The organism is Vibrio sp. 10N.286.55.E10, from assembly GCF_002872555.1.
In the GTDB taxonomy this organism is placed as follows: Bacteria; Pseudomonadota; Gammaproteobacteria; order Enterobacterales; family Vibrionaceae; genus Vibrio; species Vibrio crassostreae.
In genome coordinates, this window is record NZ_MCSD01000020.1 from 24707 (window position 1) to 44714 (window position 20008).

Sequence of the window (20008 nt, forward strand, 5' to 3'; positions counted from 1 at the left end):
AAAATGCCAGCTATCAAGCTGGCATTTTTTATGAATTCTTACGAACTCTTAACGACTGATCGCATTACTGATTGATTACAGTAGGTGGATAGTTGCGTTTAGAGAGAAAACGCCTGCGTCGTCATCTTTCATTTTGAAGTTTTGGTAGCTAGCGCCTACAGATAGTGGACCGAAGATGAAGTATTCAGCGCCTACAGCGTACATGATATCAACGTCGTCTTGCTTGAAGTTATCGCCTTTCACTTCGTAAGAATGAAGACCACCCTTCGCGTATACGTGAAGAGGACCGAAGTCGATGCTTGGTTTGATCGCTAAGTAAGCAGTGCTTACGTCAACACCTTGTTTAGCACGGTTGCCGTAGCTAACGTTGTCGAAAGAACCTAGATCCCAGTAACCCGCTTCAACACCGATTAGTGGAAGGATACCTGTACCTACGTGGATGCCCACCGCATTTTCATCTTCACCAGCGAATGAGTTTTGACCACCCATTACACCGCCGTACAACCAAGAATCAGCCATTGCTGTTGAAGATGCACCTAGTAGTGCTAGTGCCAATAACGTTTTTTTCATATTCGACCTTTTTCGTCCTAGTGGCAGGCCTTGAGTGGTAATAAATTGCCACCAAGTCGCCCTGTATGTAATAACTATTCAATTAGTAATGCAATAAGCAAGATTTATACCCAAACCTTGCTATTGCGTCTAGCTTTATTCCTTTAGCAAGCATCAATCGCGTTTTTAACACGCTTATCTGATACTGGGTAAGGCGTACCGAGCTGCTGTGCGAAGAAGCTTACACGAAGCTCTTCTATCATCCAACGCACCTCTTTTACATTTTCTGGAACCGCGATCCCTTTTGGAATTTTATTCAGCAGTTCTTTGTAATCATTCATTACTGACTCAACTTTGATCATATGAAGACGATCTTTATTCGGGTCAATTGGCAGTTTTTCCATGCGACGTTCAATCGCTCTCATATAGCGTAGAATATCCGGCAGGCGTTTCCACCCACATTCTGTGGCAAAACCCTTAAAAATCAAACCTTCTACTTGAGCTTTTATGTCAGAAAGTGCGAATGCCATAGAAAGATCGACACGACCTTTTAGCTTCTTACTGATGCTGAATGCCGTGGTTAAGATGGTTTCAACTTGTTGAGCAATCTCAACTACCGTATCACCCAACTCTGCACGTACGTGCTCTTTCAGTGCTTCAAACTGCTCTGGTTCCCAAACCAAACCGCCCTTCTCTTCAATCAGCTTATCAATACCACAAGCGATACAGTCATCGATTAAATCAAGTACCTGTCCGTATGGGTTGAAGTACAAGCCAAGTTTCGATTTGTTCGGCAAGTTAGAGTGCAAGTATTTGATCGGCGATGGCACGTTCAATAAGATCAAACGACGTTGACCCGATTTCATTGCCGAGATCTGCTCTTGCTCGGTTTCGAACAGTTTGATCTCTACGCTGTCTTTGGTATCCACCAGCGCAGGGAAGGCTTTAACATCGTAGCCGCCACGCTTCTGTTGGTAGACTTTTGGTAACTCACCAAAGCTCCACGTGTGCAGATTCTGCTGCTCGATATCGTCATCCGCAACTTTAGAAAGCGTTTCTTGAACCTTGTCTTTCAGGCTCTCTTTCAGTTCATGCAAATCTTTCTGTTCTTTCAGCTTACGCTTGCGATGATCTACGGCACGGAATGTTACCTTTAAGTGTTCCGGAATCTGGTCTAACTTCCAGTCGTCACGTACCACTTCAACACCTGTCATACGGCGCAGCTCTTTCTCAAGAGAGTCTAACAGCGGCGCTTCTAACGGTGTAACACGAGCCAAGAATGCATCGGCGTAGTTTGGCGCAGGCACAAAGTTACGGCGTAGCGTTTTAGGTAATGACTTGATTAGGCTAATCACCAATTCCTGACGTAGTCCTGGGATCTGCCAATCGAATCCGTTCTGGTCGATCTGGTTCAAGATAGGCAGCGGAATGTGTACCGTTACACCATCGTTGTCATCGCCAGGCTCAAATTGGTAACTCAGCTTGAGCTTGATACCGTTTTGGTGCCAGAAGTTCGGGTAATCCAAGTCAGTAACGTGGCTAGCATCACCTCGGAACAGCATCGACTTTTCAAAGTTCAGCAGTTCAGGGGTTTTCTGGCTGGTCTTCTTCCACCATGTATCGAAGTGACGGCCTGAAACTGCCTCTTCGCCAACACGCTGGTCATAGAAATCGAACAGTTCATCATCGTCGATCAAGATGTCACGACGACGCGATTTATGCTCAAGCTCTTCCACTTCTTGCAGTAGCTTGCGGTTTTGCTTGAAGAAGGTGTGTTTGGTTTCCCACTCACCTTCTACTAATGCACTACGTACAAACAACTCACGGCTGACAGTTGCATCAATTGCACCGTAGTTCACAAGGCGTTTAGGAACAATCGGGATTCCGTAAAGCATCACTTTTTCGTGTGCCATGACTGCCGCTTGTTTCTTCGACCAGTGTGGTTCGCTATAGCTACGTTTAATCAGGTGTTTCGCTAGCGGTTCAATCCATTCCGGTTGAATCTTGGCGATAACACGACCCCAAAGTTTTGAGGTTTCCACCAGCTCAGCAGACATGATCCATTTAGGCTGTTTCTTAAATAGGCCAGACGCAGGGAAGATATGGAAACGTGCGTTACGTGCACCTTGATACTCATTCTTCTCTTGGTCTTTCATACCGATGTGCGAAAGCAGGCCTGATAGTAGCGAGATATGAATGCCATCATAGCTGCCCGGCTCTGTATTCAACTTAGTATCAAGTTCACGCATCGCTTGGTGAATTTGGAAGTACACATCTTGCCATTCACGAATACGTAAATAGTTGAGGTAATCCTGCTTACACTGTTTGCGGAACTGGTTACTCGACAGCGCTTTTTGCTGCTGCTTGATGTAATCCCATAGGTTCACAAACGTAATGAAATCAGACTCTTTATCGAAGAAACGTTTGTGCTTGTCATCAGACGATTGTTGCTTGTCTGACGGGCGCTCACGCGGGTCTTGAATCGACAACGCAGACGCAATCACCATCACTTCGTGTAGGCATCGGTTACGTGGCGCTTCAATCACCATACGCGCTAAACGTGGATCGATAGGCAGTTTTGCTAGCTTACGGCCAATCGCGGTTAGCTTCTTCTTGTCATCGCCTTGGTTCTTGTTTTTGTTGGCTGACGGTTCAACAGTCGCGATCGCACCAAGCTCTTCAAGCAGCCTTACACCATCTTGAATGTTGCGCTTATCGGGCGCTTCAACAAATGGGAACGCTTGAATGTCGCCGAGGCCTAGCGCTGTCATCTGAAGGATAACCGATGCTAGGTTAGTACGAAGGATCTCTGGGTCAGTAAACTCTGGGCGTGATTCGAAATCTTCCTCCGAATACAAGCGAATACAGATACCTTCCGCAACACGACCACAACGACCTTTACGCTGATTTGCACTCGCTTGAGACACGGGCTCAATCGGCAGACGCTGTACTTTGGTGCGGTAGCTGTAACGGCTAATACGCGCCGTACCCGGGTCGATAACATACTTGATGCCCGGAACGGTTAACGAGGTTTCTGCTACGTTGGTTGCCAGAACGATGCGTCGTCCCGTGTGAGACTGGAAGATACGGTTCTGCTCTCCCGCCGACAGGCGCGCGTAAAGCGGAACAATTTCAGTATCACGAAGGTTACGTTTACTTAATGCATCTGCGGTATCACGAATCTCTCGCTCACCGTTCATGAAGATCAAGATATCGCCAAGCCCTTCATCACACAGTTCATCAACCGCTTCAAAGATGCCTTCAATTTGGTCGCGATCTGAATCACTTTCATCACCACCTAATGGGCGGTAACGCGTGTCTACTGGGTAAGTACGGCCAGACACTTCGATGATTGGCGCATTATTGAAGTGCTTAGAGAAACGCTCTGGGTCGATGGTTGCCGACGTGATGATCACTTTCAGATCAGGACGCTTTGGTAGCAACTCTTTCAGGTAACCCATGATGAAATCGATGTTCAGGCTACGTTCGTGCGCTTCATCGATGATGATGGTGTCGTACTGATTTAAGAATCGGTCGTGCTGAATTTCCGCCAGTAGAATACCGTCGGTCATCAATTTGATTTGTGTGTTGTCAGAAATCTGGTCGTTGAATCGAACCTTATAACCAACAAACTCACCTAGCTGCGTTTCCATCTCTTCAGCAATACGGTTCGCAACCGAACGCGCAGCAAGACGACGAGGCTGAGTGTGACCAATTAGGCCAAAGCGACCACGGCCAAGCTCAGAGCAGATTTTTGGTAGCTGAGTGGTTTTACCCGAACCCGTTTCACCCGCCACGATAACCACTTGGTTTTCAGCAATGGCTTTCGCGATGTCGTCGCGTTTTTGGCTAACAGGGAGAATTTCTGGGTATTCAATCGTTGGTTTTTGCGCAGCACGCTGAGTTGCCGTCATCATTGACTTAGCAATGTCTAACGCAATCTCATCAAAGACAGCGTGCTTAGCTTGTTCGTTCTTAATTTTACTCGCACCAGCAATTCGCTTACTCAAACGGAAGCGATCGCGCATCATGCACTCATTTAAGGCCTTACGAAGAGAGGCTGGGCTATTTTGAGATGCGCTAGCTTTAGGTGCTTGTTGTTTGTTGTTTTGCTTTTTTTGATTAGCTTGATCAGCAGCAGAATCCGATGTCGCGTTGGTATTCGCTACATGGTTATTTTTATCTGCTTTTTCCGGAGACGAAGTCACAGCGTGTCCTATTCTTTCTCTTATATAAACTCGCGCGATTGTAGCATAAAGGAAAGGAACGAGTTAACACAAAGCAAGGAATATTAGCTGCCTAAGCGCCTGCTGAAACAGGGGTAATGCAAACTAACGTGTTCAATTGTTACACTAAAAACTGAAGCTCATTATTGGTAGGCAGTTGGTGATTCGATTAAAAAATGTTGGCTTAGATTGCCCAAGCCAACATTAGGTAGAAACACGTTATTGGTAGAGACTCTGAAAGCAATAAGAGCTTCACTTGTCTCGTGTTTAGTATTCCAGATTAACTTCGTCTTTTAATAAAACGGACTTATCAACGGGTTTCATTAAGTAATTCATTACAGTAATTGAAACCAATAGCGCAGCGTAAGCTAAATAGGTGTTTTCAGCCGTCCCCGCTACCGAGGCGAGTATTCCTCCGAAGAACCCTGACACACCCCATGCTGAATAGAGTATTCCAAAGTTGGTTCCGTACGTCTTCAAACCATAATCCACCGCTGTTACTGGAGGGAAAACACCGAATAACGCACCATAAGACATGGCGCCTGCGGAGATCCCGATCATTAGAGGAATCGTGGTTTCAATGGTTGTAAAAAACACCATATTGACCGCTTGCAACATGAATATTAAGCCTAGTGTATGAACGCGCCCTATCCTGTCGAATACAACGCCGCCAATGACTCGCCCTGCGGTATTAAAAATCGCTAATAAAATGATACCTAACGCAATTTCTTCAGCGGTTAAGCCTATTGATTTACTGACGTTGCCAATGGAACCGATGAGCATGATACCTGCTGCTGATGACACCATGAACATTAACCATATCTGGTAAAATTGTGGTGTTTTAAGCATATCCAGCCACTGGATGTTTATGTCTGATCCATATTCCGCAGCCTTTCCTCCGGGAACTTCTGAAACATATCCTTTGGGTGGGTTCACCAGCAGAGAGGCCATCGGGATCATGAAGAGTAGACCGACACCGAGGATCTTGAACGTATCTAAGATGCCATAGTGTTCGATGAGAACGGTCGATAAAGGAGCTAAATACAGTGCCGCCATCGCAAACCCACCAGCGGTTAAACCACTAACCAGCCCCTTTCTGTTCTCTGGCCACCACTTCATGGTACATGGGCCAATACAGGCATAGGCAAAGCCCATCCCAGCACCGACCATACACCCGAAGGTAACCTGCAATTCCGCTAATGTTGAGGCATAACCGGACGCTAAAAGCCCCGCCCCGACAAGAAACACACCAAGTATTGTGACCTTCCTTGGCCCTATTTTGTCTTGCCATACCCCAGCCAAAAACAGACTTACCGAAAATGCGAACACGGAAGTCTGGTAAGGCCCATCTACGTCCTTAGGATCAACACCTAGCGCCTCAGCCAAAGGTTCACTGAAAACGCCCCATACATATAGGATACCGATCGATAGGTTCACGATTAAACCTATCACTAGTATTTTAAATGGTTTACTAATCAAGCTAACCTCAACAATTCGCTGTTTATGAACAATCGTTAGAAATGATGACTTTCAACGACTTGTGGTCTGAAGCATGGATAAAGGTCGAATAAGCTTCTTCTGACTCTGTTAAATTGAACTGGTGACTAATCAGTTTTTGAGGTTCCAAATAACCCGCTCTAATTTGCTTGATTAACATTGGTGTTGTGTTGGTATGAACCATGCCAGCTGTCATAGTGAAGTTTCGTTTCCACATGTCTTCTAGGTTAATCGTTGCAGATTTACCGTGAACACCAAGCACTGCAATGTTGCCTCCTGGGCACACCAACTTCTGAGACATATCCCACCCAGCAGGAATGCCAATAGCTTCAATCACCACATCAACACCCACATCATCTGTCATGTCGAGAATTTGCTGCACGGCGCTGCCATCTGAGTTATCGATCGCATGAGTTGCACCTAGCTCTTTAGCCACTTGCAGTCGATGAGGGTTAGTATCAATTGCATAGATTTCGCTTGGAGTGAAGAACTTAGAGGTCATCAGAGCTGCAAGGCCAACGGGACCACAACCAATAACGGCAACAGAGCAACCCGGCTGAACCTGACCATCCAATACACCCACTTCGTAACCCGTTGGGAAAATATCGCTCAATAGAACCAGAGAGTCTGTATCGATGTCATCAGGAACAAGGTGCAGACTTGTATCGCCATAAGGAACTCGAACGTATTCCGCTTGGCAGCCATCAATTTCATTACCAAGTAGCCAGCCCCCATCTAAACATTGACCAAATTTAGACACTTGACACATTTTGCAGCTACCACATGAAGTAATACATGACACGATCACGCGATCGCCTGGCTTAAACTTACTCACCAACTCACCGCATTCTTCGACTATACCAACCCCTTCATGGCCCATGATTGTGCCTGGCTTAAATGTCGCAACGTTATTTCTTAATATATGTAAATCCGTACCACAAATTGTAGTTTTCTCGATTCTTACGATGACATCGCTTTGCTTCTCAATTGTAGGGATTGGACGTTCTTCCAATTTCGCGCTGTCTTTTCCATCAAATACATATGCTTTCATTATTCTTCCTAGCTGACGTTGTTGTTATATAAATTCGAGCTCATCATATAGACGCAATTAAATAATTAACGTGACCAGCACGACGATTAACAATCGATTAACAGACAATAAACACAGTTAGAACACCATGAAGTCCCAGGATGGAAACATAATATAAGTCATTGTAAATAATATAAAAAAGTTAACAAATAATGAAAGAAGGTTAAATAATCAAATAGTAGTAAAATCCGAAAAGGAGGCAGAGAATATTAGATAATCAGAATGAACTCATATATTAGGTTTCAGTTGAAGTAGCTTCGAATAGTTAATTATCAGTGACTAATAGTGATTAGCTCTTTTCTTTAGTGATAAAAAAATGCCGCTCTATTTGGAGCGGCATTTTTAGTAGATGTAATACTTTAAAACTCGTATTGGAAGTAAACCGTGTTGTAGTTACTGCCACCTTTGATACGTCCAAACTGGGACGCATTTTCAAAGATCGCCGAGCGGTGATGTAATGAGTAACCAAACCATAAATTGTTGAGGTCATTCTTACCGATAAGGTCACCGACGTTCACATCAAATGAGAAGTCCAAGTAGTTTAACAGGTGGCTTGCCGTGTAGCCCTTACGATCCATTTCAGAGCCTTCGATATAAGTAATCGAATCTATGTAAGACATACCCTCTGCGACACCGAATCGCCACTGAGTTGGCCAGTTGAAGGTGTAGTACGCTTTAATTGCAATGATGTATTCCGTGCTACTGGATTGAACGTCTGAACTCCAGTGATGCGCAATACCCGGCGTTAGATAGATATCCAACGGGAAACCAAAGATCTCATCCGTTAAAGGGTGACCGTAAAAGAACGATGTGAGTTGGTTGTTGTATTCGTCTTTCTCTGTGTTGAACTTCATGATGTCGCCGATATTCGACGGTGTTGCCCAGCCATGTGCGACACGTAAATACGGCGCATTGCTCAACTTAGGTTTCGGCGCTTTCTCTTTATCGTTAAAGAAACCAAAGCCAAGGTACAGTTCACCTTGATAACGATCTTCAACAATCGACGAATCGTAAGCGTTATCGTCCAATCGAGTGACACTGGTTGAACCCAATAAGTATAAGTTTGAAACTACATGGTAACGCGCTTCAACACCGACATTTAAGTCAACACCAGCCCCAATGCTTTCACTCGCTGCAGAGTAATACTCACTGTTGAAGTCAGCACTTTTATAACGCAGTGTCGCACTTGGGTAGAACTCCCAATCGCCTGTTTCATACTTCGCTTTAGCACGCAAGTTACCGTGGAGGTTAAACTCACTGTCACTCATGATTTCTGTTTCAACAGCCCACTGCTCGTCCAACTGGTACGCAAGTTGCCCACCGAAGTCAGCTGTATCACCCTCAATCGCGTTCTGCTCAGATGCTGGGATATCAATAAACCGCATGCGAGAAATAGCATTAAAAGACCATTTTTCGTCATCTGTTTGGTAGAGGTAAGCCCCTATTTCAGTACCGTCAATGAACACATAGTCGTTTTTAAAGAACAACATTGGGACAAACGAGCTGACGGTCTTATCACCACCTGACGTGTCATAAGGGATACTAGCAGTACGGAACATTGCTGCAATGCCCCACTCTTGCTCTTCAGCGGCCCACACATTAGTGCTTAGGAACGCGCTACCAAGTAGAATCGCACCCGATGAAGTGAGAGTCGGTAAATATTTGAGCTTCATTCTTATGTAATTACTCTTTGTAATAAATATTGTGTTACTGAATAGACATTTATTAACCGTGATGGCTAACTATTTTTAGGTTTGCTCGGCATTGACCGTTACAATGTAGGATATTCTCGGTTAAATGAAAGTATTGTGAAAGTCTCCGAATTACAAAATATTATAGATCACTTACCCAAATATTCCGATCCAGATATTGTTATGGGCGAGGCGTGGCTACCCGAACGTTTGGTGAATACCAACCTAGACGGCGACATGCTATTCCTTGAATTCGATAATGCCCCTGAAGACAATCAAGGGGATGAAGAAGGCCGTGGTTTTGTTGAACACGAGATTGCTATGATTCGTGAAAAACTGGAACAGGTGTTAGACGACACTTCCGATACCAAGACCAAAGCCGATGCCCTATTGGCAATATTTCTAATGGGTCATGAACTTTCTAGTTCAGAAGTTATCGAAATACTTGAAACAACAGAGTCTGAAACGAGTGAGCCTCAAACGAATAAGCTCGAATTAATAGAACACCACGACGACTAGCCACTAACGATTTTAGGTACCGTATTGAAACCCTCTACGACATCATCTCTTCCCCTGTTACTCGCCGGACCCATTTTAAGAAAAACCACCGCGACTGAAGTGGTAATTTGGTTAGCCACCAGCTCGCCTCTCATAGGCAGGGCTGAGCTGTATGTTAACGAAACAGATCTCGTTGAAGAAATCGGCCAGTCTAACGTAGAGCAAGACCAACCGTTTTATACCTCTTCGCTTGAAGAGCATGATTCGATTCAAGTCGGCACACATGCGTGGGTGACACTCATCCGCTTACAAGGTCAGTTTCCGACTAATACGCTTCTTGAGTATAACATTCACACAGACTCAGGTTCACTAAAAGAGCTCGCCCCTCACCTTGTTTACAATGGCAAATCTCACGTTGAGTTTAAGATATCGACCTCGGCTGATTACATTCTTCATGGATCTTGCCGTAACCCGCATCATCCAAGCAAAGACAGCCTAGTCGCAGCCGATAACAAGGTTGCCGAGCAAACCGTTGCAGAAAGACCCGATATGCTGATGATGAGCGGCGATCAGATCTACGCCGATCATGTGGCAGGCCCAACGCTTGATGCTATTCAACAAGTGATTCAACTGCTTGGTCTTGTTGGTGAGAGCTTACCGACTGACTCGCAGATTAAACAAATCCACAGCAGTGACGCTCTGTATAACAGTGAATATCACTTATACCAGCGTCATCACTATTTACCGCACCACACCGCTTCAGAATCGATGCTCGATAAGTTCTTTCCGAATCGTGGCATGCCGATTTTTAGTTCTACCGATTGTGAAAACCACTTGGTCACGCTGTCTGAGTTTATCGCGATGTACTTGTTGGTTTGGTCTCCAACACTGTGGCAATGCATTAACCGCGAACGATTAATCGAAAACAATTTCATGCAGGCTGGTCGACAATTGACGCCTGCAGAGCAGCAACAGTGGCGTGATGAAAGCGTCATCATCGATGATTTCATTGCTGGCTTACCGCAAGTACAACGTCTGTTCGCGCATATCCCAACATACATGATCTTCGACGATCACGATGTTACTGATGATTGGAACCTTACAGTGGGTTGGGAATACGCCGTCGACCAAAATCAGTTCGCCACTCAAGTGATTGGTAATGGCCTTGCCGCCTACTGGATGTGTCAGGGTTGGGGTAATAAGCCTGAGAGCTTCGACGAAACGTTCATCGAGCAAGCAAAACAGCTTTTTGTCGATCATCCGCGCATTACTGAACAAACGCATAATGAAGCCGGTAATCCTGCGACTACTCACTCTGTTAGCAACATCGAGCCAGGCAAGCATCAAGCCTTCATTGAGATGCTGAATCGCTTTGAAGAGTGGCATTACACAATAGATACCTCACCCAAAGTCATTGTGTTAGATACTCGAACCCGCCGTTGGCGTTCAGAGTCACGCATGAATAAGCCTTCAGGTTTAATGGACTGGGAAGCCTTGATTGAGTTTCAGCATCAGTTAATGAATCAAGATAAAGTGGTGATCGTTTCTGCTGCACCGATGTTTGGCGTGAAGTTTATTGAAACACTGCAAAAGATGGCGACCACAATCGGCAAGCCATTAGTGATTGACGCTGAAAACTGGATGGCACACCCGGGCAGTGCGAATACGCTGATCAGCATCTTTACCCATACCAAAACACCGACCAACTTCGTGGTGCTTTCTGGCGATGTTCACTACTCCTTTGCTTATGACATCAAGCTTAGGTATCGTCGTAACAGCCCGAACATCTATCAGATTACCTGTAGTGGCATTAAAAACCAGTTCCCTGCTCCGCTGCTTAAATTCTGCGATGTATGGGACCGTCTGTTGTACAGCCCTCGCTCAATTTTGAACTACTTCACTAAGCGTAAACGCTTGAAGATCGAAAAGCGAAGCCCTGACAATCAGACCTTCTATCGCCTTTCAAACCGCAGTGCGATTGGTGAATTGAGGCTAGATACCGATGGGAAACCGCAATCGATCACGACACTCAGTGGCGATGGCAAGGTCACCCGCTTTCCAAAACCGGACTAGGAAGTGCTCCTTATCGCTCGCGTATCCGTAATGTCAGTTTTTAGTAAAGACGCTTGCGATCACACTCTGTAGACCCAATAGTTATAGTTATACTTGTAGTTATAGCTATCAGCGTTACGGAACCCGATACAAATTTTAACTGGAGCTCGTTATGTTCAATTCTCTCACATCAATGTTTAAACAATTGATTGAAGGCCAGGACCTAAGCAAAAACCAAGGCACATCACCTAACATCGCCATCGCGAGTTTGTTGTGTGAAGTCGCGGGAGCCGACCATCAGATCAATGAATCAGAAAGAGTCGCTAAGCTACAGCTTCTTCAACGCTTGCTGGATTTAGATGAAGAACAAGCGAAGGTGCTGCTAGCGCAAGCAGAGCCGAAAGTAGAGCAATCAGTATCGCTGTATGACTTTACATCTCAACTTAGAGATCTTTCTCAACCAGTGAGAATCGATTTAATCAAAGCGATGTGGGAAGTGGCGCACGCCGACGGGGAAATTGACCCTATCGAAGACTCTGTGATCCGTAAAACAGCAGAACTGCTCTACGTTGACCACAGTGACTTTATCAAGACTAAGTTGAACGTCCTCGGTAAAAGCTAATCAAGCGTTCTCTACTCACGTTAAGCCTCTGTATTAGCGTAATCGATCGCCATGCATGATGCCTTTGAGCTCTAACGGCGTGCCCTTTTTAGTCACATAAAGGCCGCGCTGATTTGATACCAACACGCTACGCTTGCCTTGTGTTTGTTGAATATATAAGTGCTTGATATTGAAAACCTGTTTATCTTGGGCTTGGTCTTGGTCCAATTGGTAAAGGTAGTAGTGATTCCCCCAGCGTAAGAACACACCAAACATCTGCTTGGTTTGAACAACATTCCCATCGATGTCGTAACCAATGTACTGCATTTTAACTCGACCATTTTCCAATCGAAGTGAGATTTTCTCCCAGCCTATCATCGGGTATTCTGCGGTAAATTTATAAGTACTTTTGGTTGCGAGCCCAGAAATTAAACCGACATTTAAAATCACAAAAAGCGTCAACAAAATAGGCATCCAAAACTTACGATTCATATCGGCTATCCTCGCTCATCGTCATTGTCGTCATCACAAGAGAGCGATTTAAACTGATGGCTCATCTCTTTCCAGCGCCCGTTTATCAAAGCAACGGCTTGAATGTTCTGACACCCAACGCCAATGCGATGCAGGTAGAGTGACTCAACACCGAGTTCTGACACGGTATTCAACTCAGTTAAAAGCTCTTGATCAAAATTCAAACTGTCGTGATAAACATCCATGCCGTGATAACTCGTCTTATCCATAAAAAAAGCAAACTGATAAAACAACATGAGAAGAAATCCGCTGACTAATATTCCTGCGATACGAGATCTATGACGCGCGATAAAATGCTGCACCTGACGCTGTTTATACGAGTCTGGTTGCTTCGTTAAGGCCGGCTCATGTTCATTGTTGCCGCTTTCAGTACTCGAGCTCTTTGATGCTGAGGTTTCGTCAATCACTTCAACTTGAATAGCTGAAGTGGGTGTTAGGTAACCACCGAGCTGTTGAGGTCTACTAAAACTGTACCCTTCCTTTTGCACCGTTAAGATTTTGCAATCACACTTAAGTGAACCTAATGCTGTACGAATGTTCTTAACTGCAACATTAAGCGAACTGCCTGTCACCACCCTGCCCGGCCAACAATGCTCAAGCAAGAAGTCGCGACCCACAGCTTTGGGGCTGTTCTTCACTAAGAACTCAAGAATCAAGGCTTCTGAGGGAGACAAAGTCACCCGCTCGTCCAAGTTCGAATCAATGAGTGTGTTGTTAACCAACTCGATACCCGAAGCGTCTAAGATGATTTTTTCAGGGCTACTGGCGTTCATTTCGGCGAGGTGTTCATAAATAAAAAGGTCATCAAAAAAGTGTTGGTTTGGTCGAGCTAATGCCAAACCATACATAGAAAAGAATGGTGATAAGTTTAGCCAATAATTCAGCCAAATATAAGTTCAGCAAGTAACAAGAAAAACAACGATAAGGTGAGTCAGTCATGCAGACTCACTCACCTTAGTACGAGGCCTAACTCTTAGTTCAACTAACCAGGCCTATGGAAACGAAGTTACATCGAATGATATCTATAACGCTCGTTTCTACGTCTCTCATTTTTTATAATTCTTATTTTCTATAGATCTAGTTTAAAGCCCAGTTCACTGACCATGACTTCAGCAAAGCCTAGCTTTACCGCATTCAACTGATTGGCAACTTCGCGTGCTTGTGCTTCGTTTTTAGCCAATATTGCCATTGAGTAGATTGGCCTAATCATCGCTTTTTGGTTTGGTTTCTCTTGTGCTATTTCTTGATGTTTTAAATAAGCAGAAGTAATCACGCCTTGAGCGCTCCAATCGACAACCATTTGTAAATCTTGGCTAATAATCTCGTCGACAATGAATTGATTCTCTGGCTCTTTCCAAGCGAGTTCAACTGCGTAGTTTTTGAAAGCGACTTCAGTGTTTAACCACTTATTACCGATGTCTCTAATTTCAGTCACCTCTACAAGATCTTTAAATTGGAATGGTAAGTTACCAATCAACTCTCGAACGTGCTGTTCGCTATCCGCTTCAATCACAAACTTGATGATCGGAAATTTCTTATCTCCGATAAAGCTTTCAGATACGAACATGTCGTGGACTAAGCCCGCATCAATTAAGTTAGCAAATGCTTTTTTCTGATGCGGCATTACCTCAAATACCGCTTGAGCGTCATCGGTTTTCCAAGCTACTGACACACCGTATGCCGCAGCATGGCTATAACTAGAAAATAGAAGGGCTGAAAATAGAAAGCTAAAAATAGCTAAAAAGGTTCCTAGCGTTGTTTTCATTATGTGGTTTCCTAATTAGTCGCGAACAATTTCATACAAGTTAGGGTCAGCAGAAACCCCTTCGATTTTTAAAGGTGGTAACTCTTTTCTCATCGCCTGTATCGCATCATGGAATTGCTTCTTACTTTCCCATTCAGCGACATTGATGAAGCGGTAAGTTGCGTCCGAGCTTAAAGAACGGTGTAACTTAGTCGATAAGTACCCAGGTTGCTGCTCTAACACGCCTCTTGCGCTTTCCCAATACGCTAACGTTGCGGCTTCATGGGCTGGCTCGACTGAAAAAGTGTTTATCAATACAACGGGGGTTGCCGAAACTAGCGCACTGACGCTTAGCGCCCCCAGTGCCAATCCATACTTAATAATGTGCTTCATCCTATTCTCCTTGTTTTGGGTGAGCTAACGCTATCATCTAGCCCTACCCAATCAAGGCTGCAACCTGCGATTTAATATTAATTAAAAAGCTAAATTTCAAACCAATATTATTCACTCATTAAATAAGCGATGTAGCCATTCACTATTGATAAGCCACTCGCTGAAATTAGGTTTTTGGATAACCATTCTCTACCTTTCGACACATAAGACGCAATTCAAGTCAGTCCCAGAGCTAACTACCCGACATTTAAAGTAATTTTCGAGGCCAATTCTCAAAATGGGCAGCTCCCTTGCCTAACCCTTTCGCTATATGGTGCTATTCGGTCAAATTGATTCTCTTTTTAAAAATGAGGTAGCTTTCTGACTAGACATATCTAGCATCCAAAAAAAAATACGTTAAATCAGTCACTTAAGCATGGCACGTGACTTGCTAATTCAATATGCAACTCATTAAATAAGGATATTGAAAATGAAAGCATTAACTCCTTTGATATTAACGATGTCATTAAGTGCTGTGATAACTGGTTGTGGCGGCGGAGGTGGCGGCGGTGGAAGCACCAGTGGTGGGAGCTCTTCATCAAGTGAGGAACCAGAACCGGAAATTGCAACGGTAAGTGAGCCTATAGCTACAGTTGATTCATTCAGCGATATAGTGGTGCCGGGTAACTTTGATTGGAGTGGTGTCGAAACTCTTGAAATGGCGATTGATGTCGTTAGTAGTTTTTCCACGACCAACGGCGAACCACAAAACATTCGCGGCTCTCACATTATCAAACTATTTAGTACTTCGAACTCATTGACTGACTCTAGCCCTTTCTACACAGGCATCTCAAACAAGGACGGTCAACTTTCCAATAAGTTCTCAATCCCGAGTCATTGGCAAAGCATCACAATAATTGCCCTTGTTAGAGACTTAGAATGCACGTCAACATACGATTTAGATGAACTTTCATCAAATCTGTTGATTTCATGTGACATCTATTTGGATGAAGATTAAGGGTAGAGATATGAATAATATAACAAAGTCACTCATCTTAGTTGGTACATTCTCGGTCAGCTCTTTTTCTCAACTCGTTTTTTCTGCCGCTTCCGAAAACTCTTCTACTATAAATGGCGACGGCTCGATTACCGTCACTCAAAAGATCGACGACAATAGTACATCTCCACACTACAGTGCTCCGAATAACAACAAATATGGGTTTGGCAAGTACAGTCGTCACAATCAAGATTACTCATGGCAGCACGATATTGCTGTGCCTAGTGGTTCTCAGATCACCGCAGCAACCCTCACCATTTACGCTTATGATGTCGATTCAGAAGCTCACCACGGAGAAAGCGGTGAGTATGATAGTGTATCGGTCGACGGAGCAATGCTAACGCCAGGCTTTTTGCAAGGGACGAATGAAAACTGGTCAACGACGGTGTTTGATTTGCCTAGCTCTTCCCTTGATGACGGGCTTGTCGACGTCGACCTAGATATTGATGTCAACAAAGATGGCTGGTATACCACCCTCTCCTATAGCCTAATCAGCGTCACCTACACGGAAATAGCTAACAACCCGCCGTATACACCGACCTTAGAAAGAAGCACGGGGCTAGGCGCTACTCATGATCTTGTTGTTAGCGTTACAGGTCCAACGCCCAGCGACCCAGATTCAGATTCTGTCACCTACAGCTACCGCTGGTTTGTCGATGTTGGGCAAGGCTTCTATGTTGATGATGAATTTGTTGGTAAAAACAACAATAGTGACGCAACGTTGCCCGCTAGCCAAACTGTTGCTGGTGAGCTGTGGAAGGTTCAAGTTACCGCTATCGACTCAAATGGGTTAATCAGTGATATTGCAGAAATAGAATGGCCGGAAATCGGTGATACGGATGGAGATGGCATTGCAGATATACATGATTATGCGCCGAGCGATCCAACTATCGCGTTTTACAGCCGAACGCCAACTTCTGGTTGGTATACTTTGGGGTTTGAAGACCTATGGCCTTATGAAGGCGACTATGACCTAAATGACTTCGTTACACACTACGCTTATGGTACTTACACTGATGCGAACAATCAGATCACACGCTTCGACTACTATGGTCAAGCTATTGCTAGAGGAGCTGCGCAAGATAACAGTTTTGCCATTTCATTATCAGGGTTAGAGGCATCCAATATAGGCACATTGACAAAAACCTATGATGGTTCGACTGAGAATTTAACACCCGAAAATGGACACTCTGGAGAGTTAGTTTTTGTGGTCATTGAAAGCATTAATGAAATGCTACCCAACACGACAGGGTATGAGTTCTACAATACTGAATCCGGAGACAATAGAGATCTCGTTGAATACAGTGTGTCGCTGGTCATTGATGGTTCGATTGAAAGTCTCGCGGGCAAAAGCTTTAACCCTTTCATATTCAAAGCAAACAATCGCGATAAAGAAGTCCATTTAATGAACTATCCACACACAGACCTCGCCAATACGAGCGTGTTCGGTCAAGGTGATGATGATTCAAGTGTTGATAACAATGAGTACTACCAGACAAGTAACGGTTTACCTTGGGCGTTAGACATACCTGCATCTTGGTCCCACCCTTTAGAGCGAAAAGATGCGTGTGCTGCTTACCCTAACATCGTGAACTGGGCGCAATCTGGAGGCGAGCAACACAACAACTGGTTCTCATCCCCTGAACTCAATAAAGTGTGGTAGTTACAATTTAAGTAAAGAACAACTAACCTTATAGTAATAAATAGAAAACCTCTATTTACCCAACGGATAAATAGAGGTTTTTGTCGCTTATTCTTCAGATGTTCTACTTGATCGCAGTTCAACCTGCAATATAAAAGGCAGGTACTAAAGCATCGTCAGCACAAGCTTTGCCAAGTTATAAGCATCAACATAACCCGAGTGTTGACGACCTTCCCACTCAATATTTTTCGCTTCTTGAGCGGCGCGGTGACCAATGCGTTTGTCTTTCAATCGATTCTGAACTCGATAAAGCGTTGCGATATTCAAGAACTCGCTGAACGGCGGTTCGATGCCTTTTTCAATACACTCTTTGTGTAAGATAAGGTCGTCACGCCCCCACGCTGCATAGATTTTTTTGGGACCACCGAAGTTCTTAATCATCGACTTGATAACAGACTCTAATGGGCGACCCTGCTTTTCGATTTTACGAGGTGTAATGCCCGTTAACTCGGCACAGAATAGAGAGACTTCGTCTTTCTCTGGCTTAACGTAGTATTGCGCTCGTTTCACGATAGTTCCGGATGCCAGATCAATCTCAGCAAGACCAACTTCAATGATCTCCCCTGTTGTTCCCACACCGTCTTCGCTCCAACAGCACATTTCCAAATCGAAACACACCACTCGATTGTGATTCATACGTCGCCTAATTCTCTCGTCAAAAATTTCGTGAAATTGTACATGAGCCCAATACAGAACTCGACCCTAGTTGTATCAAGTGCTCATTTAGCCTGCAATTGTCACTCGATTTCGGCCATTCGACTTACTTTGATAGAGCATACTGTCTGTTTTTTGCAGAATCTCTTCCGTGTTTTCGTTGGCACGAATGGCAGCACCAATACTCAAAGTACAACTTAGCTGTCGACCTTTGTGCTCACAATGAGAGTGACTCACTGTGCTTAGAATGCATTGTAAATATCGGTCTAGCGCTTCATGGTTTGTAATGCTAGAAATGATACAGAACTCGTCTCCACCTATACGAAATAGGTTATCCCCCTCTTTCAGACTCACTGCAATCAACTTGATGACATGAATGAGTAACGCATCCCCTGCTGGGTGACCGAATTCGTCGTTAATGCCTTTGAACATATCAACATCAAATCCGATAAGACTAAAGGGTTCATTTCGCTGTATCGCTTTATCTAACATCTTATTGAAAGCACGTCGGTTATAAACTTCCGTAAGACTGTCATGGTTGGCTAAAAAGCGAAGTTCTTCTGTTCTTTTATCAAGCATTTGATACAAACGTTCTTTCTCTCGGATTTGCATGTTAACGATGTACGCCAACAACAAAGAGATGGTTGTCCCCACTAAGGCAATTCCAGTTAATACCAAATAGCCATAAAAAGAGATGCATGAATCTATTTTGTAATCAACCTTCCAATCACGGTTAGTCAATTCAATCGTCTTTGTTATGTGGTGGCCAGAAACGGCTTCATAACCCTCGGTTTCAAACAAGATTGGGGAATCTTCTGCTTCGAAACCCGTATCGGTAACACGAATATAGACATCCATGTCGCCCACTGCCGAAGCCAGTAAGTTTTCAAAGTAATACGTCGTACGAACCACACCAATTACAACGCCGAGTAGGTTGTCGCTTTCACCCTCAAATACAGGATGATAGACCAGCATACCTGTCTTTGGTATGTCTTGATCTAAGCCGTCTTGAAGCAAGCGAACTTTGTCTGAAATATTCGCTTTGCGCGTGTGTTTAATATTGTCTAAAACCAGCTTGAATCGCTCGCGAGAAGAGTAAAAACCAAGAACACTGTTGTTTGCTTCGGTATTGGGATACATATCGCTAGCTACAAAGATGGGTTCACCATCTAAGACGTAACCATAGGTTTTGGCTTCATGTTTTGGGATTGTATACAGCTCGTAAGACGGGTATTTTGCTTTCATCTTATCGGTATGTTCGGCAATCTCGTCTGCCGGCACTTTTTGCATCCACTGCAAGCCGATTAAGCTTTTTGAGTCATTAATGGTTTGCTGGGCAAAACGATCAAATTTATCCCAGTTTTCAGGGTCGTTAGAATAGAAAAAATTAGCACCGGAACCAATATAAGCCACATCATTAGCGATAAACGCTTCCAAGCTCAATGTCTGGTGAGTAGCAAAGCTATCCAGATTCATATTTAACGCGCGGTTTTGGTTGAGTGCGACTAGTATAAAACACAACACAGTAATCAAAAAACTGACCGAAAATACGACCAATGGGAGAGTTCGTCTCTTCAACCCTGTTAGTGGGTCGGTTGTGTGGGGCATGTGGCTTCCAAATAGGCTCTAATGAGTTAAAAGTATATAACGGAAGGGAATCATGCTCCATTTATGTTTGGTCTAAAAACTAACATAAAACAGGCATTGTTTACCTGCCCCTCACATCAGAGGCCAATATTCAGGC

General features: G+C 44.2%; 16 protein-coding genes. 5 read left to right on the forward strand and 11 right to left on the reverse strand.

What is annotated here, in order from left to right:
* Nucleotides 1-75 precede the first annotated feature (75 nt).
* From BCV39_RS12700 to BCV39_RS12720, 5 genes are all read right to left on the reverse strand, one after another.
* Nucleotides 76-570, reverse strand: coding sequence for an outer membrane beta-barrel protein (locus tag BCV39_RS12700; RefSeq protein ID WP_017107497.1), 495 nt, complete (start codon nucleotides 568-570; stop codon nucleotides 76-78).
* A 143-nt stretch (nucleotides 571-713) separates the two neighbouring features.
* On the reverse strand, nucleotides 714-4757 hold the full coding sequence (hrpA, locus tag BCV39_RS12705) for an ATP-dependent RNA helicase HrpA (RefSeq protein ID WP_102432456.1): 4044 nt from the start codon (nucleotides 4755-4757) through the stop codon (nucleotides 714-716).
* Nucleotides 4758-5042: 285 nt separating this feature from the next.
* Nucleotides 5043-6254, reverse strand: coding sequence for an OFA family MFS transporter (locus tag BCV39_RS12710; protein ID WP_102432457.1), 1212 nt, complete (start codon nucleotides 6252-6254; stop codon nucleotides 5043-5045).
* Between the two features lie 22 nt (nucleotides 6255-6276).
* Nucleotides 6277-7323, reverse strand: coding sequence for an alcohol dehydrogenase catalytic domain-containing protein (locus BCV39_RS12715; RefSeq protein WP_008222112.1), 1047 nt, complete (start codon nucleotides 7321-7323; stop codon nucleotides 6277-6279).
* A gap of 398 nt (nucleotides 7324-7721) precedes the next feature.
* A complete protein-coding gene (locus tag BCV39_RS12720) occupies nucleotides 7722-9035 on the reverse strand; it encodes a MipA/OmpV family protein (protein WP_102432726.1) in 1314 nt (437 codons plus the stop codon).
* Between the two features lie 81 nt (nucleotides 9036-9116).
* Between BCV39_RS12720 and BCV39_RS12725 the strand changes: the two genes are divergently transcribed.
* The 3 genes from BCV39_RS12725 to BCV39_RS12735 all read left to right on the forward strand — a co-directional run bounded on the left by BCV39_RS12725 (nucleotide 9117) and on the right by BCV39_RS12735 (nucleotide 12225).
* Nucleotides 9117-9572 (forward strand): hypothetical protein, encoded by a 456-nt coding sequence (locus BCV39_RS12725; RefSeq protein ID WP_102432727.1) that lies wholly within the window; start codon nucleotides 9117-9119, stop codon nucleotides 9570-9572.
* Nucleotides 9573-9596: 24 nt separating this feature from the next.
* Complete coding sequence (locus BCV39_RS12730) at nucleotides 9597-11624, forward strand: alkaline phosphatase D family protein (protein WP_102432728.1); 2028 nt, start codon at nucleotides 9597-9599, stop codon at nucleotides 11622-11624.
* Nucleotides 11625-11775: 151 nt separating this feature from the next.
* The gene (locus BCV39_RS12735) at nucleotides 11776-12225 is read left to right on the forward strand and encodes a TerB family tellurite resistance protein (RefSeq protein WP_048609171.1); all 450 of its coding nucleotides are present in this window, start codon (nucleotides 11776-11778) and stop codon (nucleotides 12223-12225) included.
* 33 nt (nucleotides 12226-12258) lie between these two features.
* On the opposite strand, the gene BCV39_RS12740 is transcribed toward BCV39_RS12735, so the two are convergent.
* The 4 genes from BCV39_RS12740 to BCV39_RS12755 form a co-directional block, all read right to left on the reverse strand.
* Nucleotides 12259-12696 carry a hypothetical protein gene (locus BCV39_RS12740; RefSeq protein WP_102432729.1) on the reverse strand — a complete coding sequence of 146 codons (438 nt, stop codon included), beginning with the start codon at nucleotides 12694-12696 and terminating at the stop codon, nucleotides 12259-12261.
* Between the two features lie 5 nt (nucleotides 12697-12701).
* Nucleotides 12702-13583: a helix-turn-helix domain-containing protein gene (locus BCV39_RS12745; RefSeq protein ID WP_181359924.1), complete on the reverse strand. Its 882-nt coding sequence runs from the start codon at nucleotides 13581-13583 to the stop codon at nucleotides 12702-12704.
* 221 nt (nucleotides 13584-13804) lie between these two features.
* Nucleotides 13805-14500 (reverse strand): hypothetical protein, encoded by a 696-nt coding sequence (locus BCV39_RS12750; RefSeq protein ID WP_102432730.1) that lies wholly within the window; start codon nucleotides 14498-14500, stop codon nucleotides 13805-13807.
* Between the two features lie 15 nt (nucleotides 14501-14515).
* Nucleotides 14516-14872, reverse strand: coding sequence for an antibiotic biosynthesis monooxygenase family protein (locus tag BCV39_RS12755; protein WP_102432731.1), 357 nt, complete (start codon nucleotides 14870-14872; stop codon nucleotides 14516-14518).
* A 469-nt stretch (nucleotides 14873-15341) separates the two neighbouring features.
* On the opposite strand from BCV39_RS12755, the gene BCV39_RS12760 reads away from it, so the two are divergent.
* Nucleotides 15342-15869: a hypothetical protein gene (locus BCV39_RS12760; protein WP_102432732.1), complete on the forward strand. Its 528-nt coding sequence runs from the start codon at nucleotides 15342-15344 to the stop codon at nucleotides 15867-15869.
* A gap of 10 nt (nucleotides 15870-15879) precedes the next feature.
* A complete protein-coding gene (locus tag BCV39_RS12765; protein ID WP_102432733.1) occupies nucleotides 15880-17571 on the forward strand; it encodes an LruC domain-containing protein in 1692 nt (563 codons plus the stop codon).
* A 144-nt stretch (nucleotides 17572-17715) separates the two neighbouring features.
* On the opposite strand, the gene BCV39_RS12770 is transcribed toward BCV39_RS12765, so the two are convergent.
* Together BCV39_RS12770 and BCV39_RS12775 are read right to left on the reverse strand one after the other, a co-directional pair.
* Nucleotides 17716-18246, reverse strand: a complete 531-nt coding sequence (locus tag BCV39_RS12770) for a 3'-5' exonuclease (protein ID WP_102432734.1) — start codon at nucleotides 18244-18246, stop codon at nucleotides 17716-17718.
* An 87-nt stretch (nucleotides 18247-18333) separates the two neighbouring features.
* Nucleotides 18334-19872, reverse strand: coding sequence for a sensor domain-containing diguanylate cyclase (locus tag BCV39_RS12775; protein WP_102432735.1), 1539 nt, complete (start codon nucleotides 19870-19872; stop codon nucleotides 18334-18336).
* Between the last annotated feature and the right edge of the window lie 136 nt (nucleotides 19873-20008).